Consider the following 19,852-nt stretch of genomic DNA (forward strand, 5'->3'; position numbering starts at 1 on the left):
CGGCCGCCGACATCGCTCCGGTGGCGCACCCGCATGCCGAGGTCCACCGCGCGGTGGCCGCCAACGAGGTGACACCGCCCGTGGTGCCTCACGCGGCCAGGGGGCGCTTGATGCCTCCTGAGTGCGACAGGGCACGAGGTCCCGTCCGACGGACGGGACCTCGTCGATTCGCTTCACTCACGGGCTGGTGCAGGTGACCGCCGGGGTGGCCGAGGATCCTCCGCCGACGAAGCCGAAGGTCGTGGTCGCGTTGGCCGTGAGCGAGCCGTTCCACGACTCGTTGCGCACCGTGACGTTCGAGCCGGAGCCCGAGCGCACGCCTCCCCACAGCTGGGTGACGGTCTGCGAACCGGGCCAGGTCCAGTTCACGGTCCAGCCGTTGATCGCCGCGTTGCCCGCGCGCACCGTGACCTCACCCTGGAAGCCGTCGGGCCAGGAGTTGACCACCCGGAACGTCGCCGAGCACGCGCCGGATGGTGATGGGCTCGGGCTCGCGCTGGGCGACGGGCTCGGCGAGGGGCTGGGACTCGGGCTGGCGCTGGGCGACGGGCTCGGCGAGGGGCTGGGGCTCGGGCTGGGGCTGGGGCTGGGCGAGGGGCTGGGGCTGGGCGAGGTGACCGCACCGCCCCACCCCGCCGTCGAGTCCAGCCAGGCCGCGCGGCGCAGCGCCCAGTCGCGCAGGTATTGCACCTGACCCTGCCAGGTGGACGCGGTCGGAGTGTTGAAGAAGCCGATGGTGCGCGTCGTGAGGTTAGGCCAGCGCTGGAAGTTCCGCTGCGCGGCGTTGGTCAGCGGCTGGGCGAGAGCGTCGATCCTGCTCTGCAGCGCGGAGTCGGACAGCACGCCGCGGCGCAGCGCCTGCCAGCGCGCCTTGACCTGGTCGACGAAGGCCGGGTCCCGCATGAGCTGGGCGAACCAGTCGTTGGCGAGCGGCTGCCGGGTCTGCTGATACTGCCAGCCCGCGGTCTGGTCGTTCTGGAAGAACCCGCCCACGCCGAAAGTGAGGTCGTAGTCCCACAGCGGGCCGGCGAAGATCTTCGTGTCCCGGTCCTTGTAGAAGTAGGCGCTGCGGTAGTTGGCGTCCATGTTCCGGCTCAGCTCGTAGATGATCAGCTGATCGATGAACGAACCCACGTCGATGTACGCCCGATAGCCGGTGTTCGGGTCGGCGAAGTTCTGCGAGTGCAGCACGTTGTGGAATTCCTGGATGTAGCCCCGCAGCCAGTCCTTCTGCTGCGGCTGCAGCGGCGAGGGGTCGACCACTTCGAGGTAGGTCCAGCAGGTGGCCGACGACCCGCTGCACGGCAGCGTCGGCTCCTCCGCGGCCATCCACTCGAACTTCCAGATGTATCCGCCCGTGAGCTTCGGCAGGGTCGTGTCGTCCTCGTCCAGCTTCTTGAGGTCGAGGCGGTTCTTCGAGTTCTTGATCGTCTCGGCGAGCATGTAGACGCCCATGTAGTCGTCGGCGCCCACCGGACCGGCGTCGGTGTTGAGGTAGAGCTCCACGAACCGATACCGGGGAACCTTCAGTCCCATCTCCTTGCCGAGGTCGTAGACCAAGGCCTCGCGGATCAGCGACTTGTCCGGAAACGGCCCGCGCAGCACCCAGTCGGAGTCGGCGGGCATCCCCAGCACCGGGTAGTCGGCGTCGTCGTTGTCGTTGTCCCAGAACTCGAGGCGATACGGCGCCTTCTCGAACGAGGCCGACGACTGCCCCCGCAGGTGGACTCCGGCGCGGGTGGCGACCGCCGGAGCCGCGGCCGGCGACGTCGTCGCACCGCTGCCAGGATCGAAGATCATGGTGGCGGCGTCGAGGTAATCGCGGCCGGGCTTGCCCTTGCCGTACGAGTCGATCAGGACCAGCGGCAGGTCGTGGGCCGTGGTGGTGGCTTGGGCGACGTACATGGCCGTTCCGGGCTTCCCGGACGCCGTGCCGCCGACGAAGGCCTGTGCGCGCAGCTGGGTGGTGCGGGTGAACTGCAGCGGCTGGCCACCGTAGAGCGCCGACTGCGCGGTGGGCGGCGTTCCGTCGGTGGTGTAGCGGATCTGTGCGCCGCTGACGGCGGTGCTCAGCGACACCGACACCTGTCCCTGGAAGGTGCCGCTCGGCGTGGAGAAGGCGATGTCGCCGGTCAGGTCGTCCGCCGCGGCGGCCGCCGCCGCGGCATCGGCGGTCGCGGACGTCGTGGCGGCGGTGCTCGCGGCGCGGCCGGCCGACCCGGTGACGGAAGCCGATCCGGCGCCCGCCGACGACAGGTACGCGTTGAGGGGCCCGGCGAGGAGCCCGGTGAGGAGCACGGCGGTGACCGCGGTCCTCGTGACGCGGCGGGCCGCCGTGACGCCGGTGCTGCGGAGCGTCAGACGCACGATGCCTCCTGTTCGGGGCGGTGGGAAAGGTCCGGCGCCGGGTCCATCGGCGACGCGGTGCCGCGGAAGTGCCGGCGCAGCGTCCGCCGCCACGGCGTGTCGGGCAGGTCGGGGCGGAGCGCGGCCAGACCGGTGGCGTACTTGGAGATGCGGGCGGGTCTCATCCCGGCCCGCCACAGCACGCGGTCGACCGGCGTGGCGGCCGAGGCGCTCTTGGTCTCGACCACGGCGAGGCCGGGCAGCCGCAGCGCGGAGTCTCCGTGCCGCCAGGCGAGTCCGGTGTCGAGGGTGACCCGGCTCGCGGTGTCCGGCAGCAGCAGGGTGGCGCGGTGGTATTCGGTCACCAGGACCGGGTCGAGGGAGCTCCTGGCGGCGGGACCGATCGACTCGCTGGCGAGTGCCTCGTCGACGAAGTCGCGCCCGGGGTCCACCGTGCCGCGGTCCCGCGGGTCGTAGGGCAGCCGGTGTTTGGTGACGCTGCCCCGCGCGCCGCTGATCTTGACCTCCAGCCAGCATTGGGCGGAGTCGAGATAGGTGCGGGTGCGCACCTTGAAACGCCGGCGCCTGCGATAGGCCGCGCAGTGGTAGCTGGCCAACTGAGGGGTGTCGAAATACACCGACTGGTAGCGGAAGGTGCGTCCCCCGTCGATGTCCAGCACCTGGGCGTACGGCATGAGCCGTTCCAGCAGACGGGGCAGGGCCTCCGCCGGGACCAGGTACTTGCGGTCCACCCTGGTCTGCAACGCGGCCCGGTCGACCAGCTCGTCGAGTCCGACGGGGGCCAGTCGCGCCAGGGCGGTCCCGATGGGCGTCGTGGTCATCGGCGCGCTCCGGCGTGTGCGGGCGCCTCGGGTTCGGCGGTCAGCGCCCGGTCGGTCAGCGCGTACCGGACGTCGACCACGGTGGTCTCGTTGACCAGGTCGAGCCGCTGGACGGTGACGGCGTGCACCCGGGCGTCGAGGAGTTGTTCCAGATGCGCGACGAGCGCGACATGGTCCGTGAAGGCCGAATCGAGCACCAGGATCTGGTGCCGGTAGTGCCGGAACAGCCGCCGGTGGTCGCCGAGGAACATCACCGCGAGGATGAGCGCCATCATGCCGCCGCTGAGCCAGGCCGAGGTGGTGCTCACCGCGCCGAGGATGCCCAGCGCGAGGGCCGAGAAATAGTAGGCGACCTCGTGCTGGTCGAGTTCCGTCGAGCGCAGGCGGATGATGGACAGCACGCCGAACAGCGCCATTCCCAGCCCGAGCCCGGCGCCGACGTTGCCCGCGCTCAGCACGCTCGCCACCGCGAGGACGCCGATGTTGACCCCGAGGTAGGAGACGACCAGGTCGCGCCGGCGGTGTCGTGGGAAGTAGAGCCCGAAGACGAGCAACACCACCGCGCAGATGTCGATCGCGAACAGGACGAGCTGTGCCGACACGTTCGTTCCTCCTGAGTCGCCGCCGGGGTGGGCAGGGCACGCCCGCTTCCTCACACAAGGCCGATCGAAACTTTCGAATAAGAAAAGAAAGTTTCGGGAGCCCGTGCGGAACAATAGGTGAATCGCAAGTGTCGAGTCAATGAACATCTGACACGCGATCGTGTCGGAAGCGGGAGAAGCTCCCTGGTCGACCTTGACAAAGGCGTGTAGGCCGTCGGTTCGTCGAGAGTGAAGGGCGATCCGGAGGGGCACGCATCTCAGTGAAACTTTCACCCTCCCGGCTCGGAAAATCGGGTGCCTTTGATTACCGGATGGCCGGCGTCGGGGCCGTCCAACGGTGATCGCCGCTCCCCGCCGCCCACCCGGTCGTGGTGGCGTTGCCGCGAACCCGGCCCTGCGCGCGCCTGTGAACGGCGAGACGGGCCCCGCGTTGTCGAACGCCTCCGGCATCGGGAAAGCGAGACGGCCGATCTCGCCGTGCGCGTGGGATCCCGGCCCGCGCCCCGCGAAGACCTTTCTCCCCGCGGAGGACTTTCTCCCCGAGACCTATAGGCGTGTGGCGTCGAGTTCGTCGACCGCCCGGCACGCCGGCCCGAGCCGCGGATGACGGCTGCTCGAAGGACGCGCGCGCCGCGAAACGAAAACTCGGTTTCCCCGCACCTTGGGCGTCATGTGCGGGTGCGGAAAATCACCGACGCATTTTCCGTATGTGCGGAAAAGGCCGCCGATCAGTGGTTGACAGGCTCACATTCACCCCGCAGACTTACTGAAACTTTGCAGTCAGCGGCTGTTCGGGGGTGTCGCGTACTGCCGAAAGACGGCCCGGAGAAAAGGATGCGTTTTCGTTTCCCGCTCGCCCGCGGCTGAGAAAGGTTTCAGCATGTCTTCAGGAGGCACGTCCCCCTCCACTGCCTCTGTCCTCGGGAAACGCGTTCTCACGCTGGCGCTGGGCGTCGGTTTTCTGGGAGGTTTCGGCATTCCGGCCGCCGGCGCCGGTGCCGCCGCCACTGCGGACCCCCAGGCGATCGTCCAGCAGCAGGCGCCGAGCCTGCCAAGCGGACGCACCACCTACCGGACGATCACGGACTACAACGACGAGATGGTGGCGCTGAGCGCCCGGCACCCCGGCCTCGTCAAGCACATCACGCTGCCGCACAAGACCCGCCAGGGCCGGGAGGTGTACGGCATCGAGGTCACCCACGACGTCGGCGCCGCCGACGGCAAGCCGGTCCTGCTGATGATGGGCGTCCACCACGGCAACGAATGGCCCTCCGGCGAGCACACGATGGAGTTCGCCTACGACCTGATCGACAACGACGGCAAGGACCCCCGGGTCACGCGCCTGCTCGACAAGGCGCGGGTCATATTCGTCCCGGTCGTCAACGTCGACGGATTCGTCATCAACCGGCGTACGAGCTGCGGCCTGTCCCCGGCGTGCGCGAGCAGCGCCGGGGTCGACATCAACCGCAACTACCCCTTCGGCTGGGGCAGCAACGCCGGTTCGAACGCGACGACCCGGGGCCCGGGGCCCGGCTCCGAGCCCGAAGTGCAGAACGTCATGGACCTGACCAAGAACAACCAGGTCACCGTCCTGATCACGAATCACACCTCCGGTCACACCGTCCTCCGCCCGCCGCTGGAGAAGCGCGCGGGCGACACCCCGGACGAGGCCGTCTACGCCGCCCTGACCGACGCGATCACGGCCGAGAACGGCTACACGGGCATGAAGTCGGGCTTCGACTACGAGACGACCGGCGAGACCCCGGACTGGTCGTACTACGCGACACGCGGCCTCGGGTTCACCTTCGAGATCATGAAAACCCAGTCGACCAACAACACCTACTCCGAGGTGATCGAGGACTACACCGGGACGGGTCGCTACGAGGGCAAGTCGAACCGCGAGGCGTTCATGGTGGCCCTGGAGTACGCGGCCGACCCGGCGGGGCACTCGGTCATCGCCGGCAAGGCGCCGAAGGGCGCGGTCCTGAAGATCACAAAGGACTTCGACCTGTGGACCGCGCCGATCCGGCAGGCGAACAACGTGGTCGATCCGCCCCAGAGGGTCCCCACCCATCTGGAGTCGACGCTGGTCACCCCGGCCAACGGCAAGTTCGCCTGGCACGTCAATCCGTCCGTACGGCCGGCCCCGGCCTACACCGAGACCGGCGTCGTCGCCACCGGGCCGGGCAACTTCATCAAGGAAAGCTGGACGCTCACCTGCGCCCGCCCGACCGGCGAGGTTCTCGAGACGGTGCACGTGACCGTCGACCGGGGAGAGCAGGTCGACGTGCGGCTGCAGGAGTGCAAGACGAGGTTCGACGGCAACGGCCCGAAGAACTGACCGACATCACGACGCGGCGTAGCCGGGCGGTCCCCACGGGGGCCGCCCGGCGGCGTTGCATCCGGCAGGCGCTTCGCGATTCACGAGTGAGGCGACCGGCCACGGGGCCGGGTCCGTCACTCCACGAAGAAGGGAAGTGTTCCAGGATGAGGCACGTCCCAGAGCCTGGCCGGTCGCTCGCCGTGCTGGACGCGGCCCGGATCGTCGCGAACCTGCGGACGCTCTTCGACGGCCACCGCCTCTCGCCGTCACAACGCCGGATCGCGCGCTACCTGCTGGACAACGCGCAGGAGGCCGTCTTCTTCACCAGCGCGGACCTCGCCGCGCGCGCCGGCGTCAGCCAGCCGTCGGTCACCCGCTTCGCCGCCGCGCTCGGGTTCCGCGGGTTCCCGGAGTTCCGGGAGGCGCTGCGCACGTCCGTCTTCGGCGATCGGCCGCCGGTCGCGACGGATGACCGCTACAACGAGATCCAGGAACTGGTCGACTCCGAGATCCGCGACCTCGAAAGGCTGCGCGACGGCCTGGCCGATCCCGGCCAGCTGCGGCGGGTGGCGGGTCAACTGGCCAGGTCGAGCCCGCTTCTGGTCATGGGCCTGCGGATCTCCGCGCCGCTGGCGCATCTGTTCGGCTACCTCGCCGAGAAGGTGCTCCCGGACGTACGCGTGCTGGACGTGCCGGGCTCGATCCTGGAAGACCGGCTGAGCAGAGCGGCGGAGTCGGGTGCCGCGTGGGTGCTCGCCATCGGCCTGCCGCGCTATCCGCGTGAGCTGGAGCAGGGCCTCGTCTGGGCGCGGCGGGTCCGGCTCAAGGTCGCCCTCGTCACCGACCAGCCGGTGGGCCGGCTCACCGACCTCGCGGACGAGGTCCTGCTCGCCCCGGTGAGCTCGGGCTTCGCGTTCGACTCCCACGCCGCCCCGACGGTCCTGTGCACCGCGCTGCTGCACACCATGCTGGACACCCTCGCCGCCGAGGGACAGGCCCGGCTGGAGGCGTTCGACGATAGGGCCGCGGAGCGTCAGGTCTTCCTCACCGGCTGACGGGTGAGGGCGTCGAGCAGACCGGGGAACACCTCGTCCATCTCGGCGCGGCGCAGGGAGTTCATCCGCGACGTCCCGACGTAGTGCTGCCGGATCAGGCCCGCCTCGCGCAGCACGTTGAAGTGGTGGGTGGCGGTGGACTTGCTGACCGGAATGTCGAAGCCCCCACAGGGGATGTCGGCGTCGGAGGCGTCGAGCTGCGCGACGATGCTCCGGCGTACCGGATCGACGAGGGCCTCCAGCACCTGCTGGAGGTCGAACTGCGACACCTCTGGATGCGGCGGCGTACGTCCCATGACCCCATAGTACGACTTCGGTCGAAGTTTGACATCGGTCGTACTTTCGTCGCACAGTGGATCGCGAACCGACGAGCGGAGGACGACGACATGGCGAAGACGGTGCGGTTCCACGAGATCGGCGGGCCCGAGGTGCTGCGGCTGGACGACCTGGAGCCGGCCGAGCCGGGGCCCGGTGAGGTGCGGATCCGGGTCGAGGCGATCGGCGTCAACAGGGCCGAGATCCTGTTCCGGCGCGACCGGTACATCGAGCCGGTGAAGCACCTGCCCGCCACGCTCGGCACCGAGGCCGCCGGTGTGGTGGAGGCGGTCGGCCCGGAGGTGGCCGGGTTCGCGGAGGGGCAGGCGGTCAGCGTCCTGCCCGGTTTCTTCTCGCAGAACGACTATGGCGTCTACGCCGAGCAGGCGATCGTGCCGGCGTCCGCGCTCCTGTCCCGCCCCGACGGGATGGACGAGGTCACCGGAGCGGCGGTGTGGATGCCCTACCTCACGGCCTACGGCGCGATGACGGAGGTGGCCGGGATGCGGGCGGGCGACGTGGCGGTGATCAACGCGGCGTCCAGCAGCGTCGGCCTGGCCGCGATCCACATGGCCGACCGCATCGGGGCCACGCCGATCGCCGTCACCCGCACCCGTGCCAAGCGGCGGCGGCTGATCGAGGAGGGCGCGGCCGAGGTCGTCGTCTCCGACGAGGAGGACGTCGCCGGGCGAGTGCTCGAGCTGACCGGCGGCAGGGGTGCCGAGTACGTCTTCGACGCCGTCGCCGGGCCGGGCGTCGCGGAACTGGCCAGGGTGGTCGCGCCCGGCGGGACGTTGTTGCTGTGGGGTGCGCAGAGCGGGCAGCCGACGCCCTATCCGGGGTTCGACCTGGGCATGCCCGCGCTGAACATGCGTACGTACACGGTGCTGGAGATCACCAGGGACCCGGAGCGGCTGCGCCGCGGCGTCGCCTTCGTTACCTCGGGCCTGCGTACGGGCGCCTTCCGCCCGGTGGTGGACCGCCTGTTCCCGCTGGAGGAGGTCGTGGAGGCCCACCGGCACATGGAGTCCGGCGCCCAGATCGGCAAGATCGTGCTCACCGTGCATCAGTGAGCACGGCGGCAAACCGCCGCTTCTGGCCATCGGCGAAGCCACATGGAACGACACGATGGGAATCGGTCACATCGATGATGTGCACCTGATCGACCTGGCGGCTCTGTACGGCCGGAGCTGACGCGGGCCGGCCTGGAGCGGCCGGCCGCGGCCGGCTCACGGTGGCACGGAGGCCGTCGATAGGGTCCCCTGGGTAGGACGCCGGGGAGAGGAATCGTGAGCGCGTGGTGGAGCGGGCCGACGGGGCAGGGTCGCAAGAGGCAGGGTCGCAGAAGGCAGGGTTGCACGAGGTGGGGCCGGGGATCTTCGCCTGGGTGCAGCCGGACGGCACCTGGTGGGTGAACAACGCCGGAGCCGTGGCAGGCGACGACGGCGTCCTGATCGTCGACACCTGCGCGACCGAGGCGCGCACCCGGCGGTTTCTCGGCGCGGTGGCCGAGGCGACCGGCGGCGCCCCCGTCCGGATGGCGGTGAACACCCACCAGCACGGGGACCACTGCTACGGCAACAGCCTGCTCCCGGGTGACACGGTCGTCTTCGGGCACGCGGCGATGAGAGAGGCGTTGCTGGCCGATCCGATCATCGACGGCTGCCCGCCGGTGTGGACGCCGGTGCCCGACTGGGGACACGTGAAGCGCCGCCCGCCGTCGGTGGTGTTCACCTCCGAGCTGACCGTCCATCTCGGGGCGCGCCGCGTCGAGTTGCGGCATCCCGGCCACGCCGCCCACACCCCCGGGGACGTGGTGGCGTGGCTTCCCGGCGAACGGGTGCTGTTCGCCGGGGACCTGCTGTTCAACGGGCTCACGCCGCTGGTGCTGATGGGGTCGCTCGAGGGGGCGTTGCGGTCGCTGGACTGGCTGGCGGCCTTCGAACCCGAGCACGTCGTGCCGGGACACGGGCCGCTCGCCACCGCCTCCGAGCTGCCGGAGATCCTGGCCGCGCACGAGCGGTACTACCGCTTCGTCCTCGACGCCGCCCGGGCGGGACGTGAGAACGGGCTCACCCCGCTGGCCGCGGCGCAGGCGGCCGACCTGGGCGAGTTCGCCGGATGGGCGGACGCCGAGCGGCTGGTGCTCAACCTGCACCGTGCCTACGCCGAGGCCGAAGGCGGCGAGGTGGATCTCCTCGCCGCCTTGGGCGACGCCATGACCTGGCACGGCGGGCCGCTGCCCACGTCAGTCTGAAGCGGGCGTCACGACCAGCCCTGCAGGCCGGCTCCGTACGGGTAGAGGGGGTTGCCGTAGGTGGTGGGGACGGTCTGGCCCGCGTCGATGCGGGCCCGGATCTCCGACCGCTGGGCGGCGGTCGCGCCCAGGTCGTAGGGGAGGTTCCAGTCCTCGACGGCGTCGGCGAGCACGTCGCCCCCGCCCGGCTTGAGGATCTGGTCGAGGCTGCGCGGGAGCTGCCACGGCAGGCGGCCGCGCGGCGTGTAGTCGCCGAACAGGAGGCCCGCCGTGGCCGGGCCGATCTCCTCACCGCCCCGGTACGTCACCACGATGGCGTCGGCCAGGCCGTTCCACTCGCTGATGACGATGGGCCGGGGGAGGGTCAGCACGACGACCACCGGGATGCCCTGGTTCCTGAAGTTCTGGATGACGGCCAGCTGGTCGGCGGGCACCTGGGGTTGCTCCTTCACCCAGGCGGTGGCGTGCGTGTAGGTCGGTTCGCCGACCGCCACGATCGCGAGCTTGGGTGAAGGCCCGGTGTCCTGGTAGACGTTGACGCCCGCGGTGGCCGCCCGCGCCTTGACCGCGTCGAGGAGGGTCTGCGAGCCGTACTCCTGGTGGAAGAAGCTCGTCCAGATGCAGCAGGCCGATCCGTCGGTGGCCCGGGGACCGGCGACCACGACGTTGTCGCCCGCCTTGAGCTTCAGCGGCAGCACGCCGTTGTTCTTGAGCAGCGTGATGGACTCCCGGGCGGCCTGGTCGGCGAGCGCGACGTACGACGGCTGGTGGAAGCGGTAGGGACCGTTCACCGGGTCGCCGTACGGGCGCTCGAACACGCCGAGCGTGAACTTCAGGCGCAGGATCCGGGTCACCGCGTCGTCGATCCGCGCGATCGGGACTCCTCCGAGGAAGGTCGCCATGGTGAACCCGGTGGCTCCGGGGTCGGCTCCGCCCATCACGTCGGAGCCGGCGTTCGCGGCCTTGACCCAGACCGAGGACGGCAGCCAGTCGGTGGTGATGAGACCGGTGTAGCCGAGGTTGGTCCGCAGGTAGTCGAGGATCGGCTTGCTGTCGCCCGCGCCCGATCCGCCCGGGTCGAGGTAGGAGCTCCCGGCGTAGCCGGGCATGATGTTGACGGCGCCGGCCTCGATCGCGGCCCTGAACGGGATCATGTGGTATTTGATCGTCACCGCGTCGTAGGTGATCCCCGCCTCGCCGCCCGCGCCCTCGCCCGGCCAGTGCTTGACGGTCGCCAGCACGGACGCGGGGTTGAGCTCGGGGCCGCCCTGGAGTCCGGCCACCAGCGCGCGGACCTGGGCGGCCGCGACGTCGGCGTTCTCGCCGTTGCCCTCCTGGATGCGCGGGTAGAGGACCTTGGTGCCGACCTCGGCGAGCGGGCCGAGCACGCCGCGCGCCCCGACCTCCAGCTCCTCGCGGCGCTGCATGTCGCCGAGCCTGTAGTCGAGCGCGTAGTCCTTGCCCGCCGCGAGCGTGCTCTGCAGCGGATAGGTGGTCTGGTATCCGGCGATGGTGTCGCCCGCCGAGACGGGCGGGATACCGAGCCGGGTTCCGGACGCGCCCAGCAGCACGGCGTGCAGGTCGTTCGGCAACGCCGGGCCGAAGTGCCAGCCAGAGAGCGGGTAGGTCTGGGCGTTGTAGAACATCTGATACGCCTTCTCCTCGGGGGTCATCCTGCCGAGAAGGTCGTTGACTCGGGTTTCGACGGGCAGCCGCCAGTTCTCGTACGGCTCGATCGTGCCGTTCCTGTCGAGGTCGCGGGCGCCGTTGACGATCGGGACGCCGTCGGCGACCTGCTCGATGTCGGGCAGGTAGAGGCTGAAGGCGCGGATGTTCGACGTCGTCCTGGCGCCCGAGCCGCTCACCGCGACGACATACCACTTGTACGTCCACCGGTCGGGGATGTCCCAGGTGGGCGTGTAGCTCGTGCCGTTCGGTTCGGCGACCTTGGTGTAGAGGTCGATCAGGTTGCCCGAGGCGGTGAAGTCGTAGTCGGTGCGGCTGACGTTCAGCCAGACCTCGTAGCGCACCGCGCCGGAGACGGCCGCCCAGGAGAACGCGGGCCGCCGGGTGTCGGTGATCATGGCCTTGTCGGCGGGGGCGGACAGCGCGAACTGGCCGGCGGTCGCCGGGGCCTTGGTGGGCGCGGACAGCAGGGGAGCGGTCGTGGCCGCCGTGTCCACGGTGCCGAAGACCTGGAACTCCCAGAGCGAGTAGCCGTAGCCCGTCGCCCGCGCCGTGCCGACGAAACGGACGTAGCGGCCGTCGCCGGTGACGTTCAGGTTCTCGACGCCGCCCCTGCCGGTGGTCGTGGTGTAGATCGGCGTCCATGACGTGCCGTTCGCGGACACCTCGATCCGGTAGCCGGTGGCGTACGCGGACTCCCAGTTGAGTGAGACGCCGGAGATGTGCCCGGCCCCGCCGAGGTCCACCCGCAGCCATTGGTCGTCGGAGTACTGGCTCGACCAGCGAGTCGTCGTCCGCCGGTCGAGCGCCGCCGCCGGAGCGTTGCCACCCTCCCAGGACGAGGCCGTCACCTGCTTGTACGCGGAGATGGGTGAGCCGCTCGGCGGGTCGGTGGTGCCGCCGCCGCTGGTGTGGACGGCGAACTCCCACAGCGAGTAGCCGTAGCCGGTGGCGCGGGCGGTGCCGTACACGCGGACGTAGCGGCCGGTGCCGGTGACGTCGAGGGTCTGGGTGCCGCCGGTGCCGGTGGTGGTGGAGTAGAGGTCGGTCCAGGTGGAGGCGTTGTCGGAGACCTGGATCTTGAAGGCCGTGGCGTAGGCGGCCTCCCAGGTCAGGACGACCTTGCAGATCGTCTTGGCCGAGCCGAGATCGACCTGGAGCCACTGCGGGTCGGCGGCGGCGCTCGACCAGCGGGTGCCGGGGTCGCCGTCCACCGCCGCGGACGCGGGCGTCCCGGCGTTCTCGGTGGACGAGGCGGTCGCGGGCCGGTTCAGCGCGGCGTCGGGGCCGGCGCAGCCCGAGGACGTGCCGGTGGTGCCGTAGACCTGGAACTCCCACAGGGAGTAGCCGTAGCCGGTGGCGCGGGCGGTGCCGTAGACCCGGACGTAGCGGCCGGTGCCGGTGACGTCGAGGGTCTGCGTGCCGCCGGTGCCGGTGGTGGTGGAGTAGAGGTCGGTCCAGGTGGTGGCGTCGGCCGACACCTGGATCTTGAACGCGGTGGCGTAGGCGGCCTCCCAGTTGAGGGTGACCTGGCTCAACGTGGCCGTGGTTCCGAGGTCGACCTGGAGCCACTGGGGGTCGCCGAACGCGCTGGACCATCGGGTGCCGGTGTCGCCGTCCACCGCCGCCGAAGCGGGAGTCCCGGCGTTCTCGGTGGACGAGGCCGTCGCGGTCCTGCCCTGCGACAGCAGGACGGGCGCGGCGTGCGCGGGCCCGGCGACGATGCTCGCGAGCAGCGTCAGCGCCACCGCCAGGACGAGAGCGAGCCCGCGCCGGAACGGGGGAAGGGTGTGCTTCATGGCGTCTCCTGTCCGCGCTACCAGCCGACCGCGACCAGCAGCCACTGCGGGTCGCCGTGCGAGATGAACGAGGACTGGCCCGCGTAGTCGTCGTAGGGGAAGCCGTAGGCGAGCTTGCCGATCGCGTGGTCGTGCCAGAACTTCGCGTAGTAGTTCGCCGGCGCGGCCTTGTAGTAGTTCGACGCGTCCGATTGCTGGGCGTCGGACAGCCCGGCGACGTGCCGGTTCAGCGCCGCGCACATCTTCGGGGCCTCGGCGAGCGGCCCGGCGCACCCGGTGACCTGCGAGGTCGTCGCCGTCACACCCTGCTGGGCGGCGTAGCCGGTGAAGTAGTTCGCGTACGTTCCGCCCGGCTGGAAGACCGGCGCGCTGCCCGGGGCCGGGATGCGGTACGGCGCCTGCACCTGGGCCAGCGGCTTGAACTCGGCCGGCACCTCGTCGACGAACCGCTGGAACGTCGCAGCTCGGGGTTCGGCGAAGGTGGCGTAGTCCTCGCCGACCGCCACGTCGTAGCCGTCGCGGGCGTGCAGGCGCATCGCGAGCTTCAGGCCGAACGCGTCCACCCGGGTCGTGTTGCCGTTGAAGACCGAAGGACCGACGGTGAACTCGATGAAGTCGTAGTACTGGCTGTTGGGGGAGCCGAGGTAGAAGTACATCCGGCCCGCCGTGTTGGCCGGCATGTCGAAGTAGGGCTGCTCGGCGATCGAGTGGACCTGGCCGTTGTAGCTCCAGTAGACCTGCGAGTCGGGATACTGCCCGTTGGTCCGGTTGAGGATCTTGACCATGACGACGTTCTTGGCCGCCGGGATGGCCGAGGTGTCGCCCCAGAAGGCGTCGGGCGGCGGGGATGTCGGGTCCGTCGAGCCGTCCGTGGTGTTCACGGTGAAGCTCCACAGCGAGTAGCCGTATGCGGTGGCGCGGGCGGTGCCGTACACGCGGACGTAGCGGCCGGTGCCGGTGACGTCGAGGGTCTGGGTGCCGCCGGTGCCGGTGGTGGTGGAGTAGAGGTCGGTCCAGGTGGAGGCGTTGTCGGACGCCTGGATCTTGAAGGCCGTGGCGTAGGCGGCCTCCCAGGTCAGGACGACCCTGCAGATCGTCTTGGCCGAGCCGAGGTCGACCTGGAGCCACTGCGGGTCGCCGAACGCGCTGGACCAGCGGGTCGCGCTGTCGCCGTCCACGGCCGCCGAAGCGGGAGTGCCGGCGTTCTCGGTGGACGAGGCGGTCGCGGGCCTGCCCTGGGCGGCGTCGGCCGTGCCGCAGGCGGTGCCGGACGCCGTGCCGTAGATCTGGAACTCCCACAGGGAGTAGCCGTACGCGGTGGCGCGGGCGGTGCCGTACACGCGGACGTAGCGGCCGGTGCCGCTGACGGCGAGGTTCTGGACGCCGCCGGTCGCGGTGGTGGTGGAGTAGACGTCGGTCCAGGTGGTGGCGTCGGCCGACACCTGGATCTTGAACGCGGTGGCGTAGGCGACCTCCCAGTTGAGGGTGACCTGGCTCAACGTGGCCGTGGTTCCGAGGTCGACCTGGAGCCACTGGGGGTCGCCGAACGCGCTGGACCATCGGGTGCCGGTGTCGCCGTCCACCGCCGCCGAAGCGGGAGTCCCGGCGTTCTCGGTGGACGAGGCCGTCGCGGTCCTGCCCTGCGACAGCAGCGCGGGCGCGGCCGTGGCCGGCGCGGACACGGCCGCCGCTGTGACGACGCAGGTCACGACCAGGACCAGTGCGCTGAGCACGGCCGTCAGGGCGCGGCGCGTGGGATGGATCCTCGAACGCTGTCTCATGATGGCGATTCCTCTTCGGGGGGTGAACGGGGCGAACCCTGACCCAGAGAATGATCGCGTTCGATACTTAGGTCAATACTTGAATTTAGTGTGCAAGGAAAAATCTTGACCCGCGGCGTCCACTGCCGACGACGATCGGGAGTCACCGGGGGACCGGCACGTCCGGCCGCTGCCGGGAATCGTCCGCAGTGCTCCGGTCTTCGGGCCGGGGAGCACGTCAAAGCCGGCTGAACACGGAGGCCAGCGTTTCGATCTCCTGTGCGGAGAGCTTGTCGGTGAAGTGGCGGCGTACAGCGGCGTTCAGGCCGGGGTGTGCGGCGGCGATGGCGGCGCGGCCGGTGTCGGTGAGGGTGACGATGACGCCGCCGGTGCGCTCGCGGGTGACGAGTCCGCGGGTGCTCATGCGGGTGAGCTGGTGGGAGACGCGGGTGCGATCCCAGCCGAGCGACACGGCGAGCTCGCTCTGGCGCAGGGCGCCTCCCGCCTTGTCGAGGTTGACGAGGATCGCCAGGTCCGGCTCGGACAGGCCCGCCGCCTCGGCGGTGTCCGCGATCACACGGGCTCGGACGACCTCGTGGGCGCGTTTGAAGGCGGCCCAGAAGTCGACGGGGTCCGACGCGGCGCCGCTCACGGGCTCGCTCGAAGCGGCGGTCTCTCCATCCTGTGTTGACATATCAACATACCTCTTCCTAGTGTTGAAATATCAACGCTAACAGACGGCTGCGTTCGCAGCGGTCCTGTCGGCGGCGTCCATGCTTCTCGCCCCACAGGAGGCGCCATGCACACCCGACCTCTTGGCACCGGCGGCCCTCAGGTCGCCCCTCTCGCGCTGGGCTGCGCCGGAATGTCCGACCACACCGCCCCCGCCGACGAGGCCGACGCCATCGCCACGATCCACACGGCCCTCGACGCCGGCGTCACCCTCCTCGACACCGCCGACTTCTACGGCATGGGCCACAACGAGGACCTCATCCGCCGCGCCCTGCGCGCCGGCGATCGCGACAAGGTGCTCCTCAGCGTCAAGTTCGGCGCTCTGCGCGGCCCCGACGGAGCCTTCGTCGGCATCGAGGGCCGCCCCGCCCACGTCAAGAACGCGCTCGCCTACTCGCTGCGCCGCCTCGGCGGCGACCACGTGGACATCTATCGCCCCGCCCGCCTCGCCCCCGACACCCCGATCGAGGACACGATCGGCGCGATCTCCGAGCTGGTCCAGGCCGGGTACGTGCGCCACGTCGGGCTCTCCGAGGTGGGACCGGAGACCATCCGCCGTGCCCACGCCGTGCACCCGATCTGCGATGTACAGATCGAGTACTCCCTGTTCAGCCGTGGTCCCGAGACCAACGGCATCCTGGACACCTGCCGCGAGCTGGGGATCGGCGTCACCGCCTACGGGGTTCTCGCGCACGGCCTGCTCACCGGCACCTACCGGCGACCGGCCGGAGGCGACCCGCGCGCCCACTGGCTGCCCCGCTTCCACCCCGGCAATCTCGCCGCGAACCTCACCCTCGTCGACCGGCTGCGGCCGCTGGCCGACGCGCGCGGCATCACCGTCGCGCAACTCGCCACCGCCTGGGTCATCGCCCAGAGCCGCGAGCGCGGCACCATCGTGGCCGTCCTGGGCACCCGCCGGCCGCACCGCGTCGAAGAGGCCCTGGCCGCGGCCGACGTCGCCCTGACCGACACGGACCTCCGCGCGATCGACGAGGCCGTCCCGGCCGGCGCGGTGGCCGGAACCCGCTACGCCGCACCCCTCATGGCCCTGCTGGACAGCGAACGCACCCCTGTGTCGTCTACAGAAGGAACAGGCCGCGAATGATGAACACATCCGCGTCACCGCTCGCCGAGCTGGCCCGGTCCGGCAAGCCGATCGGAGTAGGGATCGTCGGACTCGGGGCGAACGGAGGCTGGGCCGGGCGCTCTCACCTGCCGGCCCTGCGCGCCGTCCCGGGTTACGAGCTGAGGGCCCTGAGCACGAGTTCGAAACAGTCGGCGGAGCGCTCCGGACACAGGCACGGAGTGTCGCGCACCTTCGGGACGGCGGCCGAACTGGCCGCCTGCGACGAGGTGGACCTCGTGGTCGTGGCGGTGAAGGTGCCGCACCACCGGGAACTCGTGCGGACGGCGCTGAGCGCAGGCAAGAGCGTGCTGTGCGAGTGGCCACTGGGCAACGGGCTCGCGGAGGCCGCGGACATGGCGCGGCAAGCGCGCAGCCGCGCGGTGCCGACCGTCGTCGGACTCCAGGCGCGGTCGCACCCGGCCCTCGCCTACGTGCGGGATCTCGTGGCCGACGGCTACGTGGGGGAGGTGCTGTCCACGACGGTCGTCGGCTCCGGCGGCGCGTGGGGCGCCGCCGTCGGCCCCGGCGATCATCATGTGCTCGACGCCGCCAACGGCATGACGCTGCTGACCATCCCCTTCGCCCACACCCTCGACGGACTCGCGTCCGTCCTGGGAGAGCCCGAGGATCTGCGGATCCACCTGGCGTCGCGGCGTACGTCGGCCGTGGACACCGGGAGCGGACGGCCCGTGCCCATGACCGCCGCGGACCAAGTGGTGGCCTCGGGACGGCTGCCGGGCGGCGCCGTGGCCACCTTCCACTACCGCGGAGGCGTCTCCCGGGGCACCAACTTCCGCTGGGAGATCAACGGCACCGAGGGCGACCTCGTCCTCACCGCTCCGATCGGCCATCTCCAGCTCAGCCCGATCACCATCGAAGGCGGCCGCGGGACATCCACCGGACTCGCTCCCCTGACGGTGCCGGAATCGTACGTCCGCGTCCCGCGACTGGACGCCCACGCTGACGCGCCGGCCTACGCGGTCGCTCACGCCTACCAGCGGTTCCTGAACGACCTGCGCGAGGGCGGCACGCCGGGCGTACCCGATTTCGCGCACGGCGCCGCCCGGCACCGCAGCATCGAATCCGCCGTGTCGACGGCCTGAGCGGACGTCAACGGCCGGGTCGCACCAGGCCGCTCTCGTAGGCCAGGATCACGAGCTGGACCCGGTCGCGGACGTCCAGCTTGGCGATGGCCCTGGCGACGTGGGTCTTGGCGGTCAGCGGGCTGATGACCAGGCGCTCGGCGATCTCGCCGTTGGACAGGCCGAGCGCGATGAGCCGCACCACTTCCAGCTCGCGGGTGGTGAGGGCGGCCAGCCGCTCCCCGGCGTCGGGCGCGAGGTCCTGCCGCCGGGCGAACCGCTCGATGACGCGGCGGGTGACGCCGGGGGACAGGAGCGCGTCCCCGGCGGCCACAGCGGCCACCGCGCGGCGCAGTTCGGCCGGTTCGACGTCCTTGGTGAGGAAGCCGCTGGCTCCGGCGCGCAGCGCGGCGAAGACGTGCTCGTCGGTGTCGAAGGTCGTGAGGATGACGACCCGGCAGTCCTGGTCGGTGACGATGCTCCGGGTGGCCGTGATGCCGTCAGTCCCCGGCATGCGGATGTCCATGAGGACGACGTCGGGGCGGGTGCTCGCGGCCAGCCGTACGGCCTCGGCGCCGTCGGCGGCCTCCCCGACGACGGCGACGTCCCGCGAGCGGGCCAGCAGGCTGCGGAAGCCCGCCCGTACGAGCGCCTGGTCGTCGGCGAGGAGCACTCTGATCGTCACTCCGCCGAGCCTGCCACAGGGATCTCGGCCTTCACGGCGAAGCCCTGGAGCGCCGGGCCCGCGGTGAGCGTCCCGCCGAGGGCGCGCACCCGCTCGCGCATCCCGGTGAGGCCGTTGCCCTCGGCGACGGCGCCGCCCGAGGAGTCGCCCTTGCCGTTGTCGGCGATCTCGACGGTGACCGAACGCGCGTGGCGGCCCACCGCCACCTCGGCCATGGTCGCCCCCGAGTGCCTGAGCGTGTTGGCGAGCGCCTCCTGCACGATGCGGTGGACCGCGACGGATGCGGGGGCGGGGATCGCCGAAAGGTCCCCGTGTTCGCGGAGGGTGACGTCGAGCCCGGCCGCGCGGGCGTCGGCGACGAGCGCGCCGAGGGCTGAGACGTCGGGCTGGGGCGCGGTGCCGGCGGGGCCATCCCGCAGGACGGCGATGAGCGAGTTGAGGTCCTTCATCGCCCGGTTCCTGACGTCCTGGGCCAGGCGCAGCGCGGCGGCGGCCTCGGCGGGCTCCTCGCGCAGGGTGTCGGCGGCGACGTTGAGGTGGACGCCGACGACGGCCAGCGTGTGGGCGACGATGTCGTGCACCTCACGCGCGACGCTCAGGCGTTCCTCCGCGGCGCGGGCGCGATATTCGGCCTCGCGCAACAGGTCGCCCCGGCGCTGCGACGCGACGTAGGCGAGGCCGGCGGCGACGAGGGCCGCGAGCAGCAGCCCCTCACCGAGGGTGTGGACGAAGTAGCGAAAGAGGTTGATGTCGATGATCCACCGGGCGTCGACGGCGGAGTAGACGAGCTGGGCGACGCCGGCGACGACCACCCAGCGCACGCGCGAGGTGCCGGCGGCGGTGAAGTACGCCGCCGCCACGGGCCAGATCCACCCGGCGGGAGAGGGGTGCCCCAGGTGGTAGGCGAAGACGGCGGCGACCGACACCAGCAGCACGGTCATCGGCCACCGGCGCCGGACGAGCAGGAGCGCGCCGAGGAACAGCGCGAGGGGGATGACGCCGTCCCACGGCTGGTGCACGCCGGCGGCGAGGGCGACGGCGACGAAGAGGACCACGGTGAGAACGGCGAACGTGGCGTCGGTGATCCAGCCGGCGTGGCGGAGGGATGGGCGGGCGGACGGGCCGGCGGGGGCGGTTGCGGACAACGCGTGCGGTGCGGCCATGCGGGGCCTTTCAGCGGTCTTCATGGGGGAGCGGTGACTGACGACGCAACGCTAGGCCGGGGCGCGTCCGGGGCGCGTC

At 71.0% G+C, this 19,852-nt stretch carries 15 protein-coding genes; 6 read left to right on the forward strand and 9 right to left on the reverse strand.

What is annotated here, in order from left to right:
* Positions 1-177: 177 nt before the first annotated feature.
* Genes HHX35_RS40355 through HHX35_RS40365 form a run of 3 tightly spaced genes read right to left on the reverse strand, consistent with a single transcriptional unit; the run spans position 178 to position 3,790 of the window.
* A complete protein-coding gene (locus HHX35_RS40355) occupies positions 178-2,367 on the reverse strand; it encodes a CotH kinase family protein (RefSeq protein ID WP_220506459.1) in 2,190 nt (729 codons plus the stop codon).
* The gene (locus HHX35_RS40360; RefSeq protein ID WP_182903871.1) at positions 2,358-3,188 is read right to left on the reverse strand and encodes a polyphosphate polymerase domain-containing protein; all 831 of its coding nucleotides are present in this window, start codon (positions 3,186-3,188) and stop codon (positions 2,358-2,360) included. Before HHX35_RS40360 ends, HHX35_RS40355 begins: the two co-directional genes overlap by 10 nt.
* A complete protein-coding gene (locus HHX35_RS40365) occupies positions 3,185-3,790 on the reverse strand; it encodes a DUF4956 domain-containing protein (protein WP_310739641.1) in 606 nt (201 codons plus the stop codon). The genes HHX35_RS40360 and HHX35_RS40365 overlap by 4 nt, the downstream gene beginning before the upstream one ends.
* Before the next feature lie 880 nt (positions 3,791-4,670).
* On the opposite strand from HHX35_RS40365, the gene HHX35_RS40370 reads away from it, so the two are divergent.
* Complete coding sequence (locus tag HHX35_RS40370) at positions 4,671-6,131, forward strand: M14 family zinc carboxypeptidase (protein WP_182903873.1); 1,461 nt, start codon at positions 4,671-4,673, stop codon at positions 6,129-6,131.
* A gap of 146 nt (positions 6,132-6,277) precedes the next feature.
* On the forward strand, positions 6,278-7,168 hold the full coding sequence (locus tag HHX35_RS40375) for a MurR/RpiR family transcriptional regulator (RefSeq protein ID WP_182903874.1): 891 nt from the start codon (positions 6,278-6,280) through the stop codon (positions 7,166-7,168).
* Here the strand turns inward: HHX35_RS40375 and HHX35_RS40380 are convergent.
* Positions 7,147-7,464 (reverse strand): helix-turn-helix transcriptional regulator, encoded by a 318-nt coding sequence (locus tag HHX35_RS40380; RefSeq protein WP_182903875.1) that lies wholly within the window; start codon positions 7,462-7,464, stop codon positions 7,147-7,149. The two genes, HHX35_RS40375 and HHX35_RS40380, sit on opposite strands and share 22 nt — an antisense overlap.
* 90 nt (positions 7,465-7,554) lie before the next feature.
* Here HHX35_RS40380 and HHX35_RS40385 point away from each other — a divergent pair, with 90 nt between their 5' ends.
* Both HHX35_RS40385 and HHX35_RS40390 read left to right on the forward strand, forming a co-directional pair.
* The gene (locus HHX35_RS40385) at positions 7,555-8,556 is read left to right on the forward strand and encodes a zinc-dependent alcohol dehydrogenase family protein (RefSeq protein ID WP_182903876.1); all 1,002 of its coding nucleotides are present in this window, start codon (positions 7,555-7,557) and stop codon (positions 8,554-8,556) included.
* 281 nt (positions 8,557-8,837) lie between these two features.
* On the forward strand, positions 8,838-9,740 hold the full coding sequence (locus HHX35_RS40390) for an MBL fold metallo-hydrolase (protein WP_182903877.1): 903 nt from the start codon (positions 8,838-8,840) through the stop codon (positions 9,738-9,740).
* 8 nt (positions 9,741-9,748) lie between these two features.
* On the opposite strand, the gene HHX35_RS44295 is transcribed toward HHX35_RS40390, so the two are convergent.
* The 3 genes from HHX35_RS44295 to HHX35_RS40405 form a co-directional block, all read right to left on the reverse strand.
* Positions 9,749-13,225, reverse strand: coding sequence for a discoidin domain-containing protein (locus HHX35_RS44295; protein ID WP_182903878.1), 3,477 nt, complete (start codon positions 13,223-13,225; stop codon positions 9,749-9,751).
* A 17-nt stretch (positions 13,226-13,242) separates the two neighbouring features.
* Positions 13,243-15,006: a discoidin domain-containing protein gene (locus tag HHX35_RS44985; RefSeq protein WP_182903879.1), complete on the reverse strand. Its 1,764-nt coding sequence runs from the start codon at positions 15,004-15,006 to the stop codon at positions 13,243-13,245.
* A gap of 217 nt (positions 15,007-15,223) precedes the next feature.
* Positions 15,224-15,679: a MarR family winged helix-turn-helix transcriptional regulator gene (locus tag HHX35_RS40405; protein ID WP_182903880.1), complete on the reverse strand. Its 456-nt coding sequence runs from the start codon at positions 15,677-15,679 to the stop codon at positions 15,224-15,226.
* A 105-nt stretch (positions 15,680-15,784) separates the two neighbouring features.
* On the opposite strand from HHX35_RS40405, the gene HHX35_RS40410 reads away from it, so the two are divergent.
* Positions 15,785-16,822, forward strand: a complete 1,038-nt coding sequence (locus HHX35_RS40410; RefSeq protein WP_182903881.1) for an aldo/keto reductase — start codon at positions 15,785-15,787, stop codon at positions 16,820-16,822.
* On the forward strand, positions 16,819-17,946 hold the full coding sequence (locus HHX35_RS40415; protein WP_220506460.1) for a Gfo/Idh/MocA family protein: 1,128 nt from the start codon (positions 16,819-16,821) through the stop codon (positions 17,944-17,946). The genes HHX35_RS40410 and HHX35_RS40415 overlap by 4 nt, the downstream gene beginning before the upstream one ends.
* A 7-nt stretch (positions 17,947-17,953) precedes the next feature.
* Here HHX35_RS40415 and HHX35_RS40420 read toward each other — a convergent pair whose 3' ends face one another.
* Both HHX35_RS40420 and HHX35_RS40425 read right to left on the reverse strand, forming a co-directional pair.
* Positions 17,954-18,610, reverse strand: coding sequence for a response regulator transcription factor (locus HHX35_RS40420; RefSeq protein WP_182903882.1), 657 nt, complete (start codon positions 18,608-18,610; stop codon positions 17,954-17,956).
* Positions 18,607-19,797: a sensor histidine kinase gene (locus tag HHX35_RS40425; protein WP_182903883.1), complete on the reverse strand. Its 1,191-nt coding sequence runs from the start codon at positions 19,795-19,797 to the stop codon at positions 18,607-18,609. Before HHX35_RS40425 ends, HHX35_RS40420 begins: the two co-directional genes overlap by 4 nt.
* Positions 19,798-19,852 lie beyond the last annotated feature (55 nt).

The sequence above is a fragment of the Microbispora sp. H10830 genome (assembly GCF_014161375.1).
Taxonomy (GTDB): Bacteria; Actinomycetota; Actinomycetes; order Streptosporangiales; family Streptosporangiaceae; genus Microbispora; species Microbispora catharanthi.

Bases quoted from the DNA above. Each gene is read 5' to 3' on its own strand.
- HHX35_RS40360 (WP_182903871.1), bottom strand. From the start codon at position 3,188: ATGACCACGACGCCCATCGGGACCGCCCTGGCGCGACTGGCCCCCGTC.
- HHX35_RS40370 (WP_182903873.1), top strand. From the start codon at position 4,671: ATGTCTTCAGGAGGCACGTCCCCCTCCACTGCCTCTGTCCTCGGGAAA.
- HHX35_RS40375 (WP_182903874.1), top strand. From the start codon at position 6,278: ATGAGGCACGTCCCAGAGCCTGGCCGGTCGCTCGCCGTGCTGGACGCG.
- HHX35_RS40380 (WP_182903875.1), bottom strand. From the start codon at position 7,464: ATGGGACGTACGCCGCCGCATCCAGAGGTGTCGCAGTTCGACCTCCAG.
- HHX35_RS40385 (WP_182903876.1), top strand. From the start codon at position 7,555: ATGGCGAAGACGGTGCGGTTCCACGAGATCGGCGGGCCCGAGGTGCTG.
- HHX35_RS44295 (WP_182903878.1), bottom strand. From the start codon at position 13,225: ATGAAGCACACCCTTCCCCCGTTCCGGCGCGGGCTCGCTCTCGTCCTG.
- HHX35_RS44985 (WP_182903879.1), bottom strand. From the start codon at position 15,006: ATGAGACAGCGTTCGAGGATCCATCCCACGCGCCGCGCCCTGACGGCC.
- HHX35_RS40405 (WP_182903880.1), bottom strand. From the start codon at position 15,679: ATGTCAACACAGGATGGAGAGACCGCCGCTTCGAGCGAGCCCGTGAGC.
- HHX35_RS40410 (WP_182903881.1), top strand. From the start codon at position 15,785: ATGCACACCCGACCTCTTGGCACCGGCGGCCCTCAGGTCGCCCCTCTC.
- HHX35_RS40415 (WP_220506460.1), top strand. From the start codon at position 16,819: ATGATGAACACATCCGCGTCACCGCTCGCCGAGCTGGCCCGGTCCGGC.
- HHX35_RS40425 (WP_182903883.1), bottom strand. From the start codon at position 19,797: ATGAAGACCGCTGAAAGGCCCCGCATGGCCGCACCGCACGCGTTGTCC.